This is a genomic window from Pantoea sp. SGAir0183, assembly GCF_043545505.1.
On record NZ_CP028053.1, the window covers coordinates 666,372 to 682,028 of the forward strand.

Sequence of the window (15,657 nt, forward strand, 5' to 3'; positions counted from 1 at the left end):
CAGCAGACATAAAAAACCCCGGCGAACCGGGGTTTTAACGGACTTAGTCGTCGAGGAAGCTACGCAGCACTTCCGAGCGGCTCGGGTGGCGCAGTTTACGCAGGGCTTTCGCTTCAATCTGACGAATACGCTCACGGGTAACGTCAAACTGTTTGCCCACTTCTTCTAACGTGTGGTCGGTGTTCATATCGATACCGAAACGCATGCGCAGCACTTTGGCTTCACGCGCGGTCAGGCCAGCCAGCACGTCGTGGGTCGCAGAACGCAGGCTCTCAGAGGTCGCAGAGTCCAGCGGCAGCTCCAGCGTGGTGTCTTCGATAAAATCACCCAGATGTGAATCTTCATCATCACCAATCGGCGTCTCCATAGAGATAGGCTCTTTGGCAATCTTCAGCACCTTGCGAATCTTATCTTCTGGCATCAGCATACGCTCAGCCAGTTCTTCTGGCGTCGGCTCACGGCCCATCTCCTGCAGCATCTGGCGCGAAATACGGTTGAGTTTGTTGATGGTCTCAATCATATGCACCGGAATACGGATGGTACGCGCCTGGTCAGCGATAGAACGGGTAATCGCCTGACGAATCCACCATGTGGCGTAGGTCGAGAACTTGTAGCCGCGACGGTATTCAAACTTATCAACCGCTTTCATCAGACCGATGTTCCCTTCCTGAATCAGATCCAGGAACTGCAGACCACGGTTGGTGTATTTCTTGGCGATTGAAATCACCAGACGCAGGTTAGCTTCAACCATCTCTTTCTTCGCGCGGCGGGCTTTCGCTTCACCGATCGACATACGACGGTTGATGTCTTTCACCTGCTCGATGGTCAGGCCGGTTTCTTCTTCAATCTGTGCCAGCTTCTGCAGCGAACGCATCACGTCATCCTGCACGTCCAGCAGTTTTTCAGACCATGGCTTGTTCATCGCCAGTGCGGCTTTGAACCAGCTCTCGTTGGTCTCGTTACCGGTGAACAGCGTAATGAAGTTTTTCTTCGGCATTTTGCACACTTCAATACACAGCTTCATGATCAAACGCTCCTGGGTACGGACACGTTCCATCATTTCGCGCATGTTGTTCACCAGATAGTCGAACTGCTTCGGTACCAGGCGGAACTGTTTGAAGACGTCAGACAGGTTCTGGATCTCAGCGACAGAGGCCGCATGACTGCGTCCTTTGCTCTTGATCACATCGCGCGTTGTTTCGTATTGCGTACGCAGGTCAGAGAACTTCTCGCGCGCCAGTTCCGGGTCGATAGAGTTATCGTCGTCAGAGCTGTCGTCGTCGCTCTCTTCGTCGTCATCGTCGTCGTCATTACGATCTTCTTCGGACAACTCAGAACCGACGTGGGTGGCGGTCGGTGCCAGGTCTTCTTCTGCGTTAGGATCGACAAAGCCAGTGATAAGGTCTGACAGTCGCGACTCACCGGCTTCAACACGATCGTACTGATCCAGCAGGTAGGTAATGGCTTCCGGATATTCAGCAACGGAACACTGAACCTGGTTGATACCGTCTTCAATACGCTTCGCGATGTCGATTTCGCCTTCGCGGGTCAGCAGTTCAACGGTACCCATTTCACGCATGTACATGCGAACCGGGTCGGTGGTGCGGCCAATTTCAGATTCAACGCTGGATAATACCTGAGCGGCAGCTTCCGCGGCATCTTCGTCAGTATCGGAGCTGTTTTCATTCAGCATCAGATCGTCGGCGTCCGGGGCTTCTTCAACCACCTGGATGCCCATGTCGTTAATCATCTGGATGATGTCTTCGATCTGATCGGAGTCGACGATATCTTCCGGCAGATGGTCATTGACCTCAGCATAGGTCAGATAGCCTTGCTCCTTACCACGGGTGACAAGAAGCTTGAGCTGTGACTGCGGGTTTTGCTCCATAAGACGGTATCCACACTTCTGTTAATTAGATTGGTGTCGGTCGGCAGCGAGCCAACAATAACATTGAAGGCATTTCGTTCTCGCCGCTGCCTTCGTCGCGGCCTGGGCTTTGCCCATTAGTAATCGGCACTTAAGCCGCAAATTTTATGTCGGGCCTGGCTTACTCGCCATTTTTGCCTCTGACAGTGCTCGTCATCCTCACGTACATCAGTACGCTCCGGTGACTGCGCGCTTTCAGCGACAAAACCTGCTTCGCCCTGAATAACTAAACCTGCCGCTCCGGTTACGGGCAGCAGCAGGTAGGGTAACCTGTTACTTTTTCGCGAAGGCCTGGCTCAGTGTCCAGAGCTCGCGACGTTCATCGGTGCTGAGTCCATGGGTGCGTTCTCGCGCAATCAGGAACTCCAGTCGTTCTTCCAGAGCCGCGTCATAAATACTGGCCAGGGAATCCTGGAACACCGCTTCGCTCTCTTCATCCACTATCATGTGGTTCCACACGGCCAGTGTTTCAAGCGTTTGGCTAAAATTTGTTCCGCGATATAACTCTAGTAGCTGACCGGTGGTCAATCCAGGATTCTCGTTACAGCGCTTCACTAATTCAATAAATAGCGGTAAACCGGCTATTTTTGACTCGGCCAGCCCATCCAGTGCAGGGACCAGACTTGCCAGTTGTGGATTCTGAATCAGCAACGCCACCAGTACGCGCATTGTGGTGCGTTTCAGCGGCGGAGCAACCGGTGCGCTTGCGCCCTGTGCCTGTTTAGGCATCAGCTTTTCAAGCTGCGCATCATCCAGAATACCGAGTTTGTTTCCCAGCTCCTGACGCAGATAAATGCGTAACGTTTCACCGGGAATCTGCGTGATCAGTGGCAATGCCAGTGTACTTAAACGCGCTTTGCCGTCACGAGAGCTTAAATCGACCTGCGGCAACAGGCTGTCGAACAAAAACGAAGAGAGCGGCATAGCCTGCTCCATCCTCGCTTCGAATGCGGCTTTACCTTCTTTGCGAACCAACGTATCCGGGTCTTCGCCGTCAGGTAAAAACATAAAGCGTAGTTGACGACCGTCATTCATGTAAGGCAATGCGGTTTCAAGCGCTCGCCAGGCGGCTTCACGTCCGGCGCGATCGCCGTCGTAACAGCAAATCACGTTATCCGTACTGCGAAACAGCAACTGAATATGTTCAGCCGTGGTCGATGTACCCAGTGAGGCAACCGCGTAGTCCACGCCGTATTGCGCCAGGGCAACGACATCCATATAGCCTTCCACCACTAACAGGCGTTTCGGTTCAGGATGATTTTTTAAGGCTTCATACAGGCCATACAGCTGACGACCTTTATGAAAAACAGGCGTTTCGGGCGAGTTCAGATACTTCGGCGTATCATTACCCAGCACGCGGCCGCCAAAGCCGATAACGCGGCCTCGCTTATCGCGGATGGGAAACATCACGCGCTCGCGAAAGCGATCGTAAACCCGGCCTTTATCATTATTGACCAGCATGCCCGCTTCCATTAATGACTCGCGATCTTCCGGCTGCTTACCAAAGCGTTTGAGAACATTGTCCCAACCGGCGGGGGCATAACCTATCGCGAAATGATTAATGATATCGGCGCTCAGGCCGCGATGTTGAAGATAATCGCGCGCTGACTGGGCACTGGATTGCTGCAAACTCTGCTGATAAAAACCGTTAAGGTTGTCCATCAGTTGGTACAGGCTCTGGCGCTGATGGCGTTCCATCGGGCTGGGCCCGTTACCCGCTTCGTAAGGGACATCTAACCCGTGAGAAGTGGCTAACTCTTCGATACTTTCAACAAACTCCAGACGATCGTAGTTCATCAGAAAGTCGATGGCATTACCGTGCGCACCACAACCAAAACAGTGATAAAACTGTTTTTCGCCATTTACGGTAAAAGAGGGGGTTTTCTCATTATGAAAAGGACAGCACGCATGATAATTCTTTCCCTGCTTTTTCAGCTTTACGCGAGCATCGATCAACTCCACGATGTCCGTGCGGGCAAGTAAGTCATTGATAAATACGCGTGGAATTCGTCCTGCCATAAGCCCCGTTTTTTCAGCTCATAAACGACAACAAGCCGCGCTTCCTTTCGGAAAGCACGGCCTTTTACTTGACTCGGTCTGCGTTTATCACGCTGTGGAGGCGAACCTCCGGGATATTAGTACAGACGAGTGCGGCGTGCGTTTTCGCGAGCCAGTTTTTTGGCATGACGCTTAACTGCAGATGCTTTAGCGCGCTTACGCTCGGTCGTTGGTTTTTCATAAAACTCACGACGACGAACTTCAGCCAGAACGCCTGCTTTCTCGCAAGAACGCTTAAAGCGACGCAGTGCTACGTCGAACGGCTCGTTTTCACGTACTTTAATTACCGGCATGTAACTCTCACCTCAATAAAATTCGGTTTTTCTGCTGACTGCGGCGCCAGCACATTTCAAAATGGTGCAGCATTTTACTCCAACTCGCGTCGGCTTGTAAAGCACCATGGATAATTAAGAACCAACAGGAGCGTGTGCCTGTGCGGCTGCCGGTTTTTTCCAGGGGCGGGAGTATAGCGCACTCTTTAGGCAGCAGAAAATGACTTTTTGCGTGGATTGAGTCCTCTTTTTGCACAGTGGCTATGCTAAACTGCGCGCCGCAAGAATGAGGTGAAGCAATGCGAATTCTGGGTATTGAAACATCGTGCGATGAAACCGGCATCGCAATCTATGATGACGAGGCTGGCTTAGTCGCGAACCAGCTCTACAGCCAGGTAAAACTGCATGCCGATTACGGCGGCGTGGTACCGGAACTGGCTTCGCGCGATCACGTACGTAAAACGGTGCCCCTGATTCAGGCGGCGCTGAAACAGGCGGGTTTAGCGCCGCAGCAGATTGATGCGGTGGCCTATACGGCGGGCCCGGGCCTGGTCGGCGCGCTGCTGGTGGGCGCGACGATTGGGCGCGCGCTGGCCTTTGCGTGGAAGGTGCCTGCGGTACCCGTGCATCATATGGAAGGCCATCTGCTGGCGCCGATGCTGGAAGACAATCCACCCGCCTTCCCGTTTGTGGCCTTGCTGGTTTCTGGCGGCCACACGCAGCTGATCAGCGTTACCGGCATTGGTGAATATGTACTGCTGGGCGAGTCAATTGACGATGCCGCAGGCGAAGCCTTCGATAAAACCGCCAAATTGCTGGGGCTGGATTATCCCGGCGGTCCCATGCTGTCGAAAATGGCGCAGCAGGGCACGGCTGGACGCTTCACGTTCCCGCGTCCGATGACCGATCGTCCGGGGCTGGATTTCAGTTTCTCGGGCCTGAAGACCTTTGCGGCGAATACCATTCGTGGCCATGACGATGATGCGCAAACCCGTGCCGACATCGCCCGTGCGTTTGAAGATGCGGTGGTGGATACGTTGGCCATCAAATGCAAACGCGCCCTGGATGAAACCGGTTTTAAGCGGCTGGTGATTGCGGGCGGCGTGAGTGCCAACCGTACGCTGCGCGAGCAAATGGCGGTCATGATGCAGAAGCGCGGTGGTGAGGTGTTTTATGCCCGTCCTGAATTTTGCACCGATAACGGTGCCATGATTGCCTACGCGGGCATGGTGCGTCTGAAAGGCGGTACGCGGGGAGAGCTGGGCGTAAGCGTCAGGCCGCGCTGGCCGCTGGCCGAACTGCCTGCCATCTGACAGAAAAAAGCCGGTCAACCGGCTTTTTTTACGCTTACTGTTTCTTTTTGCGCTTCCAGATTTTACTTTCCTGACGACGCCACAGACGTTGGATGTTGTCATGATGCCGCAGCAAAATCAGGCAGGAGAGCATGGAAACCGGGAACGTAAACTGCGGTTTAAACCACCAGACATAGAACGGCGCAATCAGGGCGCTGACAATCGCCCCAAGCGATGAGTAGCCGCTGAGCAGCACGGTCAACAGCCAGGTGCCGGTCATTAGTCCGGTCAAATCCCAGCCGATAGGCGCGATAGCACCAAACGCGGTCGCCACGCCTTTCCCACCCCTGAAGCGGAAAAACACCGGATAAATATGGCCCAGACAGGCGGCAATGGCGGTTAAGCCCAGATAGAGCGGGGGCACGTGAAGCAGGTACGCCAGCCAGACAGGCACCATACCTTTCAGAATATCGAATACCAGCACCGTTGCTGCCGCCGCTTTGCCGCCAAGGCGCAGCACATTGGTGGCACCCGGGTTGCCTGAACCGTGGGTGCGGGGATCGGGTAGCCCGGCGAGTTTGCATACCAGAATCGCACTGGAGATGGACCCACACAGATACGCGAAAATAATCATACCAAGCGCGAAAGCACTCATAACACCGTCCCGTTTCCTTTGGGGTCGTTTTGATCACGTCAACTATGGATAATACGCACAATCTGCCGGAAGTGGTATCCGGCCTGGCCAAAAACAGAGAGCACCGTCATGGATATCGTCTTTATAGAACAACTCACCGTCTTCACTACAATTGGCGTTTACGACTGGGAGCAGGGGATTCAGCAGAAGCTGGTGATCGATATCGAAATGGCGTGGGATAACCGCCAGGCGGCCGCCAGTGACGATGTTAAGGATTGTCTGAGCTACGCCGACGTCTCTGAGGCGATTCTGACACATCTGACGGGCGGACGTTTTGCACTGGTCGAACGCGTTGCCGAAGAAATTGCGGATCTGTTGATGAACCGTTTCAATTCGCCCGGTGTGCGTATAAAGGTAGCAAAACCGGGCGCTGTAGCGCAGGCCGCGCAGGTTGGCGTGCGAATTGAGCGCGGGACTATTCCTAAATAATGATGATGTGATTGCCATCACAATGAAACCAAACCAAATTATGGTCTGTCTCAGCAGGTGCCGTTTCGTTATAACAAACTCAATGGCAAGCGAGCTTAATGTTATATTCAGGCTGGACAGATAAGATTCAAGGCGATAGCGCGACTGCTAGCGCCTTTTTCATGGTTTTAAAACGGACAGAGGAAATACATTGATGGCAGATATTCATCAGCTGTGGGTAGCTGCAATCCTGGGCGTGGTAGAAGGGCTGACCGAGTTTTTACCGGTCTCTTCCACCGGGCACATGATTATAGTGGGGCATTTGCTTGGCTTTGAGGGTGACAAAGCCGAAACCTTTGAAGTCGTGATTCAGCTAGGCTCCATTCTGGCGGTAGTCGTGATGTTTTGGCGGCGTTTGTTTGGCCTGATCGGCATCCACTTTGGCGAAGTCAAACACGAAGGGACAGGAACCGGTCGCTTAACGCTGATTCATATCCTGCTGGGCATGATTCCTGCTGTCGTGATAGGGCTGGTCTTACACGATCAAATTAAAACGCTGTTTAATCCGATAAATGTTATGTATGCGCTGGTGGTCGGCGGTTTGCTGCTGTTAGCGGCGGAATTCCTGAAGCCAAAACAGCCAAAATCCGTTGGCGTGGATGACATTACCTATCGTCAGGCGTTTATGATCGGCTGCTTCCAGTGTCTGGCGCTGTGGCCGGGCTTTTCGCGTTCAGGTGCCACGATTTCAGGCGGGATGCTGATGGGCGTGAGTCGCTATGCGGCGTCCGAGTTCTCCTTTATCCTCGCCGTACCGATGATGATGGGGGCGACCGGGCTGGATCTGTATAAGAGCCTGGGCTTCCTGAGCATGGCCGACTTCCCGATGTTTGCGGTGGGTTTTATCACTGCCTTTATCGTCGCGATGATTGCGATCAAAGTGTTCCTGGAGCTGATCAAACGCATCTCTTTCGTATCGTTTGCGGTCTACCGCTTTATCGTAGCGGCTGCGGTTTACATGCTGTTCACGTAAACCCAACGCGGCCAGGTCACTGGCCGCGTTAACCTCTGCCTTCGGCAACGGCGTCGATGCGGCGCCGCGTCAGCTCTTCCCGCACCGCACTCCCTTTAAAGCCCGCCTCAACCACCGCTTTCGATGACACGGCCTGCGCCCGCGCAAATGCGCGCCGCAGATAGTCACCCTGTGGATACGGCATGCTGGCGAGCCCACCGCGCCCACGTGCATCGGCTTCGCTACACAGCGCCAGTTGATGCACGCGTTCAGGCTTACGCCAGGCGTCGAGACGGTCAAATAACGCCACAATCGCCTCAGAAGGCAACTGCTCAATAGTGTGCATCGTGTCGTGGAATTCGGTTACCAGCAGGGCTAAATCGCGAATGGCATTCGGCACGCGCAAACGCTCACAGAGTGCGGCAACCAGTGGCACACCGGCAGGGCCATGACCGCGATGGCTGGGCCACTTTTCAACGGGGGTTAATGCTTTGCCTACATCGTGAAACAGCGTGGCAAAACGTACATCAATGGCCTCACTTAAGGCAGCGGACAGCGTCAATGCCATCAGCGTATGCACGCCCGTGTCAATTTCAGGATGCCATCTGGCGGGGGCGGGGATGCCATAAAGGTTATCGATTTCCGGGAACAGCACCTTCAGGGCACCGCAGTCACGCAGCACCTGAAAATAGACCTGAGGATTATGCGAGGACAGCGCTTTTTCGGTCTCTTTCCACACGCGCTCAGCGGTAAGATCGGCCAGCTCGCCGCTCTCGACCATTTGCCGCATTAGCGCCTGGGTTTCATCGGCAATGCGAAAGTTAAGGTGGGCAAAGCGCGCAGCAAATCGCGCCACGCGCAGCACGCGCAGCGGATCTTCACTAAAGGCTTCTGAAACGTGGCGCAGCAGTCGGTCAGCAATATCCTGTTGCCCCTGGTAGGGATCATAGAGCGTGCCGTTTTCATCGCGGGCGATGGCGTTGATCGTCAGATCGCGGCGTTGTAAATCCTGCTCCAGGGTGACGTCCGGGGCCGACCAGGTGGTAAAACCGGTATAGCCTTTGCCGTTTTTGCGTTCGGTGCGCGCCAGTGCATATTCTTCGCGGCTGTCAGGATGCAGAAACACCGGAAAATCGCGGCCCACCTGATGATAGCCCTGTTCCAGCATGCTTTCTGGCGTTGCGCCCACGACCACCCAGTCTTTGTCTTTAACCGGCAATTTCAACAACGCATCACGTACCGCACCGCCAACAAGAAACGTCTTCACGCACCACTCCAGAGATAAATAAGCGACCTGCGCGTCTGCGGGCGTCCTGCACCTGAATTCAGACGGGCACAACCCTTATTGTTACACAAATTCGACATATTGCAGACAGGCCAAAAGGGGCATCTTGCGATCCCCTTTTGCAGCGAGCGGTGGAAAAGGTTAGTTCATCCAGCGATCGTTTTTCTTGCGACGCGGCACCATATGCGGCAGCAACAGACCCAGCAGCAGGCCCACGCCGAGCACGCCGCCACCGTACATAAACCACTGCATGATGATCGTGCGCTGTTTGTCATCCAGCTGAACGTTAGCGGCATTGACCTTCTTCTGGGCCACGATCAGTTCGTTCTTCAGCTTCTGATTTTGCTCTTTCAGCCCATTGATGACGCTGTCGCTGCTGGCCACTTTATTCTGCATCTCGGCCGTGCGCTGGTTCCAGCTGTTGTCAATGTTCGCTAACTTAGCTGTCAGGTCTTTAACCTGTTGTTCTAACTGAGGCACCCGGGTGCGCAGGCTGGGATTTTCACTCAACTGCGACAGGGGAATCCAGACGGTGCGGCCTTCCGCATCGCGCACCTGGCCATATTTGGTGGCGTCATTGGTTTGTAGCAGTTCGACCTGTTCACCCGCGTTCAGCTTACCGAGCAGGCGAAACTGGTCGCCGGGGCCGCTGCGAACCCAGGTGGATAATTCGTCAGAAACATAGCGTTTTTGATCGGCATGAGCAGGTGTAAGGGCGCTGAGGGCCAGCAAAGTGATTCCAGCAAGTGTGATTTTTTTCATTCGATTTCGTTTTGTTTAAAAATAAAGATAATTTACCGGCACAGTCTGTAGAGGCTTCGCATAAATCTGAATGAGAACTATCCTGGTCTCATAACAGTGCGAAAAGGCGAGCGAAAGCAGAAAGAAACCAGAGACAGCAAGGCTTCTGTGCATTACTCTTCGCCTGAAAACCCGCATCTTCGGCTCAGTGGATGCAGCAGAAGATAACCTTAAACGGGCAGGGAATATATCCTCAAGTGCCAGCGACGTAGTGAATAAAAAAATATGACCATCGAGATTGAGCTTAAGTTCATTGCAAAACCCAACGCTGCCGGGAAACTGGCAGAGAAGCTGGCGGCTTTTCCGCATCAGCATCAGGCAGCGCGCCAGCTGACCAATATCTATTTTGAAACCGACGATAACCAGTTACGTCGGTGGAACATGGGCTTACGTATTCGCGGCGTGGACCAGCGTTACGAAATGACGCTGAAAACGGCCGGCAGTACGCTGGGCGGTTTACATCAGCGCGGCGAATACAACGTTGACCTGACGGAACCTACGCTGGATATCAGCCGTCTGCCCGCCGACATCTGGCCAGAGGGAACGGATATCGCGGCCTTGCAGCAGCGCCTGAACCCGCTGTTCAGCACGCATTTTGACCGTGAAATCTGGCTGGTGACGGCAGGTAAGAGCGAAGTGGAAATCGCGTTCGATAAAGGCGAGGTCGCGGCCGGTGAGCATCAGGAAGCGCTGTCAGAAGTCGAACTGGAGTTAAAAAGCGGTGAGCGCAGCGATATGCTGGCGTTTGCGCAGCAGCTGATTGCCGTGGGCGACCTGCGTATGGGCAGCCTGAGCAAAGCGGCACGCGGCTATCAGCTGGCGAAAGGTAACCTTCCACGTGAATTACGTGCTTTTCCGCTTTTGAAAGCCGGACCGAAGGCGACGGTGGAAGCTGGCATGGTGGCGGCAATGGCCGCTGGCCTGGAGCACTGGCAATATCATGAAGAAGTGTGGTTACGGGGCAATAAGCGCGCGCGGGAATCAGTACGTGAAGCGCTGGACGTGCTGCGCCAGGCCTTTGCGCTCTTTGGTGCGTTAGTGCCGCGTAAGGCCAGTAGCGATCTGCGTCAGAAGCTGACGACGCTGGAAGAAACGCTGCTGAATGAAGACGTGGATGCAGACAGCTTCTGCTTCTCTACTCGCTCCGTAGAAACTCAGTTAGCACTTACTCACTGGCTGGCTGAGGCACAATGGACGCCGTGGATTGATCAGAAGGGGCAAGCCAAGCTGCAAGGTTCCTTCAAGCGCTTCGGCGATATCATGCTGGGCCGCATTAATGCCGATCTGAAAGAAACCTTTGCCACTATTCATCAGGCGAATGAATATCAGGACAAAGCCACGCGTCTCGATCGACAATTACTGGCCGTTCATTTGCTGGCGGGCGCTTACTCGCCGGACGCGGTAGAGCGCTGGCTGGCCCCGTGGCAGCAGCTACAGCGCGCCATACACGAAAAGCAGCACGTCAGCTTAGACGGCTTAACCGCGCAGGCAATGAAACAACCGCCGTTCTGGTTAACCAGCGGCTCGCCGCGCTGAATCTAACAGCACGCTATCAGGGAGAGAACATGTTGCCAGCCTTACCTACCGTATTGCGTACTCAGGCCGAGCGGGCGGTCGAACAGTCAGGTCTTACCGGTTCTGCTCTTACGGAAGAGCAACTTGCCGGTCTGGCCTTCAGCGATTTCGTGCTCGACAACCTGCAGCAGAACCCGGACTGGTGGCAGGCGATCGCTGACCGCTCGCCTCAGCCTGAAGAGTGGCGGCACTATGCGCAGTGGCTGAGTGGTGACATGGCGGCGGCAGACAGCGAAGCCAGTCTGATGCGCGTGCTGCGCCTGTTTCGGCGTCGGATGCTGGTGCGCATTGCCTGGATGCAGTGCCTGCATCACGCCAGCACAGAACAGACGTTGCAACAGCTGAGTGTACTGGCGGAGGTCCTGATCAGTGCGGCGCGTGACTGGGTTTATCAGGACTGCTGTCGTGAGTTTGGCACGCCGTGTAATGCCGCGGGTGAGCCTCAGCCGCTGCTGATCCTGGGCATGGGAAAACTGGGCGGCGGCGAGCTGAATTTCTCCTCTGATATCGATTTAATTTTTGTCTGGCCCGAGAACGGCAGTACCCGTGGCGGTCGACGTGAACTCGACAATGCGCAATTTTTTACCCGTATGGGGCAGCGCCTGATCAAGGTGCTCGATCAGCCCACCGCGGACGGGTTTGTTTACCGGGTGGATATGCGTTTACGGCCCTTTGGCGACAGTGGGCCGCTGGTGATGAGCTTTGCCGCTCTGGAAGATTATTACCAGGAGCAGGGGCGCGACTGGGAACGCTATGCCATGGTGAAAGCCCGGCTGATGGGCGATGATCAGGATCGCTGGAGCCAGGAGTTGCAGCAGATGCTGCGGCCGTTTGTCTATCGCCGCTACATTGATTTCAGCGTGATTCAGTCGTTACGTAACATGAAGGCGATGATCTCACGTGAAGTGCGCCGCCGTGGCCTGAAAAATAACATTAAGCTGGGGGCGGGCGGCATCCGCGAAACGGAATTTATCGTCCAGGTCTTTCAACTGATTCGCGGTGGACGTGAGCGCTCGCTTCAGCTCAGAGCTTTGCTGCCCACGCTTTCCGCCATTGAATCCCTGGGCTTACTGCCACCGGAGCAGGTTGCTGCACTGCGCGAGGCCTACCTGTTTTTGCGGCGGCTGGAAAACCTGCTGCAAAGCCTGGCCGATGAACAAACGCAAACGCTGCCGGAAGATGCCCTGCACCGCGCCCGACTGGCCTGGGCGATGCAGTGTCAGGACTGGTCAGAACTTAGCGCAAAACTGGATACGCACATGGCCGCCGTGCGGGCAATCTTTGACGAGCTGATCGGTGAAGATTCGCCGGATGTTGGCGATCAACCGGAGCTGGCCGATTTTAATATGCTCTGGCAGGACAGTCTGGAAGACAGCGAGCTGGCCCCGCTGGTTCCTCAACTGGACGCGGAACACTGTCAGGCGCTCAATCAGTCACTGGAAGCGTTTCGTCAGGATATCAGCCGCCGTTCCATTGGTCCGCGCGGCCGTCAGGCACTGGATCAGCTGATGCCGCGCCTGCTGAGCGAAGTCTGTCTGCGCAGCGATGCGGCCGTCACCTTTAGCCGGCTGGCACCGCTGCTGCTCAGCGTGCTGACGCGCAGTACCTATCTGGAGCTGCTGACGGAATATCACGGAGCCCTGCGGCACCTGATCCGTCTGTGTGCAGCCTCGCCGATGGTGGCAAGCCAGCTGGCGCATTATCCGCTGCTGCTGGATGAGCTTCTCGATCCCGCCACGCTGTATCAGCCCACCGCGACGGATGCCTATCGTGATGAACTGCGCCAGTACCTGATGCGCATTCCCGCCGATGATGAAGAGCAACAGCTTGAAGCGTTACGCCAGTTTAAACAGGCGCAGATGTTACGTATCGCGGCAGCCGACATTGCAGGGACGTTGCCGGTGATGAAAGTGAGCGATCACTTAACCTGGCTGGCCGAAGCCATCATTGAATCGGTGGTGCAACAGGCCTGGAATATGATGGTGCAACGTTACGGTCGGCCTTCGCATCTGGTGCAGGAGCACGAGCGGGGCTTTACCGTGCTGGGCTATGGCAAGCTGGGTGGATGGGAGCTGGGTTACAGCTCCGATCTTGATCTGGTTTTTCTGCACGACTGCCCGCTGGACGCGGTGACCCAGGGCGAACGCAGCATTGACGGCCGACAGTTTTATCTGCGGCTGGCCCAGCGCATCATGCACCTGTTTAGCACCCGCACCTCATCCGGGATTTTGTACGAAGTGGATGCGCGCCTGCGTCCTTCCGGTGCGGCGGGCATGCTGGTCAGCACGTTCGACGCTTTTGATGACTATCAACGTAACGAAGCCTGGACATGGGAACATCAGGCGCTGGTGCGTGCCCGGGTTGTCTTCGGTGAGCCCGCCCTGAGCGAACGTTTCAACGCCATTCGCCGGGCGATTCTCTGCCTGCCCCGTGAACCGGCGGCGTTGCAAACCGAGGTCAGGGAGATGCGTGATAAAATGCGCGCGCATCTGAGCAATAAGCATAAAGGGCGCTGGGAGATCAAAACCGACGAAGGCGGCATTACCGATATCGAGTTTATTGCCCAATATCTCGTACTGCGCTATGCCGCAGCAGACCCTGCCTTAACGCGCTGGTCGGACAATGTGCGGATCTTTGAACTGATGGCAAACCATCAAAAAATGGCAGACGACGAAGCGGCGGCGTTAACCCATGCCTATGTCACGCTGCGCGATGCCTTGCACCATCTGGCGCTGCAGGCGCTGCCGGGACACGTCGAACCGGATGCCTTTGCGCAGGAAAGAGCGTCGGTCAACGCCAGCTGGCAGCGGTGGTTGCAGTCAGCAGAATCTCTCACGGCGTGATGCTGATAGCAACTGTGCTATCATCCGCGCACTATTTTGAATGCAGTCTGGAGTGTCTGGAATGAAAGTTACTCTGCCCGCGTTCGGCCAGGCTTCGGTACTGGTCGTTGGCGATGTCATGTTGGATCGTTACTGGTATGGCCCTACCAGCCGTATTTCCCCTGAAGCCCCGGTGCCGGTGGTGAAAGTGGAGACCGTTGAAGAACGCCCTGGCGGCGCCGCTAACGTGGCGATGAATATTGCTGCGCTGGGTGCCGGTTCTCGGTTGATCGGGCTGACCGGTGAGGACGATGCGGCTCAGGTCCTGAGTAAAACGCTGAAGGACGTTCGTGTTGACTGCGATTTTGTCACGTTAAAAAGCCATCCGACGATCACCAAACTGCGTGTGCTGTCCCGCAACCAGCAGCTTATCCGCCTGGATTTTGAAGAAGGTTTTGAGCAGGTTGATGCCGCACCGATGCACGAAAAAATGCGCCAGTCGCTGGCCAGCAGTGGCGCGGTGGTGCTGTCGGATTACGGCAAAGGGGCGCTCGACAGCGTTCAGCAGATGATCACTCTGGCGCGTGAAGCCAGTGTGCCCGTCCTGATCGATCCGAAAGGCACCGATTTTGCCCGCTATCGCGGCGCGACGCTGCTGACGCCCAACCTGTCGGAATTTGAAGCTGTTGTCGGTAAATGCAGGACGGAGCAGGAAATTGTTGAACGCGGCATGAAACTGATTGCCGATTGCGACCTTTCCGCGCTGCTGGTCACGCGTTCTGAGAATGGCATGTCGCTGCTACAGCCGGGGAAAGCGCCGCTGCACTTGCCCACGCAGGCACAGGAAGTGTTTGACGTTACCGGCGCCGGGGATACGGTGATTGGTGTGCTTGCTGCTGCTCTGGCGGCGGGGGATTCGCTGGAAGAAGCCTGTTTCCTGGCCAACGCGGCAGCCGGTGTGGTGGTGGGTAAACTGGGAACCTCAACCGTCAGCATCGTGGAGCTCGAAAACGCCATTCATGCCCGTCCGGAGCGCGGTTTTGGCATCATGACCGAAGCGGAACTGAAAGAGGCCGTCGCTATGGCCCGTCAGCGCGGCGAAAAAGTGGTCATGACCAATGGCGTCTTCGACATCCTGCATGCCGGTCATGTTTCCTACCTCGCAAACGCCCGTAAACTGGGCGATCGCCTGATTGTGGCGGTAAACAGCGATGCGTCGACGAAACGTCTTAAAGGCGACAGCCGTCCGGTGAATCCGCAGGAAAACCGGATGATCGTGCTGGGTGCACTGGAAGCCGTAGACTGGGTCGTGCTGTTTGAAGAAGATACGCCGCAGCGTTTGATCGCCAGCATATTACCGGATTTACTGGTGAAAGGCGGGGATTACAAGCCGGAAGACATTGCAGGCAGTAAGGAAGTCTGGGCGAATGGCGGTGACGTGCGGGTGCTGAACTTTGAAGATGGCATTTCAACCACCAATATCATTAAAACCATTCGCGGCAACTGAGTCG

The 15,657-nt window shown here is 55.4% G+C and carries 12 protein-coding genes; 6 read left to right on the plus strand and 6 right to left on the minus strand.

Annotation, left to right across the window (positions count from 1 at the left end; translation table 11 throughout):
- Positions 1–43 precede the first annotated feature (43 nt).
- From rpoD to rpsU, 3 genes are all read right to left on the minus strand, one after another.
- The gene (rpoD, locus tag C1N59_RS03270) at positions 44–1,888 is read right to left on the minus strand and encodes an RNA polymerase sigma factor RpoD (protein ID WP_028723590.1); all 1,845 of its coding nucleotides are present in this window, start codon (positions 1,886–1,888) and stop codon (positions 44–46) included.
- A 312-nt stretch (positions 1,889–2,200) separates the two neighbouring features.
- The gene (dnaG, locus tag C1N59_RS03275; protein ID WP_394550313.1) at positions 2,201–3,946 is read right to left on the minus strand and encodes a DNA primase; all 1,746 of its coding nucleotides are present in this window, start codon (positions 3,944–3,946) and stop codon (positions 2,201–2,203) included.
- Between the two features lie 116 nt (positions 3,947–4,062).
- Positions 4,063–4,278 carry a 30S ribosomal protein S21 gene (gene rpsU, locus C1N59_RS03280; protein WP_001144069.1) on the minus strand — a complete coding sequence of 72 codons (216 nt, stop codon included), beginning with the start codon at positions 4,276–4,278 and terminating at the stop codon, positions 4,063–4,065.
- A 278-nt stretch (positions 4,279–4,556) separates the two neighbouring features.
- Here rpsU and tsaD point away from each other — a divergent pair, with 278 nt between their 5' ends.
- On the plus strand, positions 4,557–5,570 hold the full coding sequence (gene tsaD / locus C1N59_RS03285; protein ID WP_058708785.1) for a tRNA (adenosine(37)-N6)-threonylcarbamoyltransferase complex transferase subunit TsaD: 1,014 nt from the start codon (positions 4,557–4,559) through the stop codon (positions 5,568–5,570).
- A gap of 34 nt (positions 5,571–5,604) precedes the next feature.
- Here the strand turns inward: tsaD and plsY are convergent, their stop codons facing one another.
- Positions 5,605–6,204 (minus strand): glycerol-3-phosphate 1-O-acyltransferase PlsY, encoded by a 600-nt coding sequence (gene plsY, locus C1N59_RS03290; RefSeq protein WP_006118206.1) that lies wholly within the window; start codon positions 6,202–6,204, stop codon positions 5,605–5,607.
- Between the two features lie 108 nt (positions 6,205–6,312).
- Between plsY and folB the strand changes: the two genes are divergently transcribed.
- Complete coding sequence (gene folB, locus C1N59_RS03295; protein WP_006118205.1) at positions 6,313–6,672, plus strand: bifunctional dihydroneopterin aldolase/7,8-dihydroneopterin epimerase; 360 nt, start codon at positions 6,313–6,315, stop codon at positions 6,670–6,672.
- A 193-nt stretch (positions 6,673–6,865) separates the two neighbouring features.
- The gene (gene bacA / locus C1N59_RS03300; RefSeq protein ID WP_033739833.1) at positions 6,866–7,684 is read left to right on the plus strand and encodes an undecaprenyl-diphosphate phosphatase; all 819 of its coding nucleotides are present in this window, start codon (positions 6,866–6,868) and stop codon (positions 7,682–7,684) included.
- Positions 7,685–7,712: 28 nt separating this feature from the next.
- Here the strand turns inward: bacA and C1N59_RS03305 are convergent, their stop codons facing one another.
- Together C1N59_RS03305 and C1N59_RS03310 are read right to left on the minus strand one after the other, a co-directional pair.
- Positions 7,713–8,930 carry a multifunctional CCA addition/repair protein gene (locus tag C1N59_RS03305; RefSeq protein WP_006118203.1) on the minus strand — a complete coding sequence of 406 codons (1,218 nt, stop codon included), beginning with the start codon at positions 8,928–8,930 and terminating at the stop codon, positions 7,713–7,715.
- Positions 8,931–9,089: 159 nt separating this feature from the next.
- Positions 9,090–9,710: a TIGR04211 family SH3 domain-containing protein gene (locus tag C1N59_RS03310; RefSeq protein WP_006118202.1), complete on the minus strand. Its 621-nt coding sequence runs from the start codon at positions 9,708–9,710 to the stop codon at positions 9,090–9,092.
- Positions 9,711–9,974: 264 nt separating this feature from the next.
- On the opposite strand from C1N59_RS03310, the gene C1N59_RS03315 reads away from it, so the two are divergent.
- From C1N59_RS03315 to hldE, 3 genes are all read left to right on the plus strand, one after another.
- Positions 9,975–11,285 (plus strand): CYTH domain-containing protein, encoded by a 1,311-nt coding sequence (locus C1N59_RS03315; RefSeq protein WP_058702278.1) that lies wholly within the window; start codon positions 9,975–9,977, stop codon positions 11,283–11,285.
- A 29-nt stretch (positions 11,286–11,314) separates the two neighbouring features.
- Positions 11,315–14,167 (plus strand): bifunctional [glutamate--ammonia ligase]-adenylyl-L-tyrosine phosphorylase/[glutamate--ammonia-ligase] adenylyltransferase, encoded by a 2,853-nt coding sequence (gene glnE / locus C1N59_RS03320; RefSeq protein ID WP_394550316.1) that lies wholly within the window; start codon positions 11,315–11,317, stop codon positions 14,165–14,167.
- Between the two features lie 61 nt (positions 14,168–14,228).
- Positions 14,229–15,653: a bifunctional D-glycero-beta-D-manno-heptose-7-phosphate kinase/D-glycero-beta-D-manno-heptose 1-phosphate adenylyltransferase HldE gene (hldE, locus tag C1N59_RS03325; protein ID WP_033739825.1), complete on the plus strand. Its 1,425-nt coding sequence runs from the start codon at positions 14,229–14,231 to the stop codon at positions 15,651–15,653.
- The last annotated feature ends 4 nt before the right edge of the window (positions 15,654–15,657 follow it).

What these genes read in the sequence shown, in the direction of transcription:
- tsaD (WP_058708785.1), top strand. Translation starts at nt 4,557, where the DNA reads ATGCGAATTCTGGGTATTGAAACATCGTGCGATGAAACCGGCATCGCA.
- rpsU (WP_001144069.1), bottom strand. Translation starts at nt 4,278, where the DNA reads ATGCCGGTAATTAAAGTACGTGAAAACGAGCCGTTCGACGTAGCACTG.
- hldE (WP_033739825.1), top strand. Translation starts at nt 14,229, where the DNA reads ATGAAAGTTACTCTGCCCGCGTTCGGCCAGGCTTCGGTACTGGTCGTT.
- rpoD (WP_028723590.1), bottom strand. Translation starts at nt 1,888, where the DNA reads ATGGAGCAAAACCCGCAGTCACAGCTCAAGCTTCTTGTCACCCGTGGT.
- C1N59_RS03310 (WP_006118202.1), bottom strand. Translation starts at nt 9,710, where the DNA reads ATGAAAAAAATCACACTTGCTGGAATCACTTTGCTGGCCCTCAGCGCC.
- folB (WP_006118205.1), top strand. Translation starts at nt 6,313, where the DNA reads ATGGATATCGTCTTTATAGAACAACTCACCGTCTTCACTACAATTGGC.
- glnE (WP_394550316.1), top strand. Translation starts at nt 11,315, where the DNA reads ATGTTGCCAGCCTTACCTACCGTATTGCGTACTCAGGCCGAGCGGGCG.
- C1N59_RS03315 (WP_058702278.1), top strand. Translation starts at nt 9,975, where the DNA reads ATGACCATCGAGATTGAGCTTAAGTTCATTGCAAAACCCAACGCTGCC.
- plsY (WP_006118206.1), bottom strand. Translation starts at nt 6,204, where the DNA reads ATGAGTGCTTTCGCGCTTGGTATGATTATTTTCGCGTATCTGTGTGGG.
- bacA (WP_033739833.1), top strand. Translation starts at nt 6,866, where the DNA reads ATGGCAGATATTCATCAGCTGTGGGTAGCTGCAATCCTGGGCGTGGTA.
- dnaG (WP_394550313.1), bottom strand. Translation starts at nt 3,946, where the DNA reads ATGGCAGGACGAATTCCACGCGTATTTATCAATGACTTACTTGCCCGC.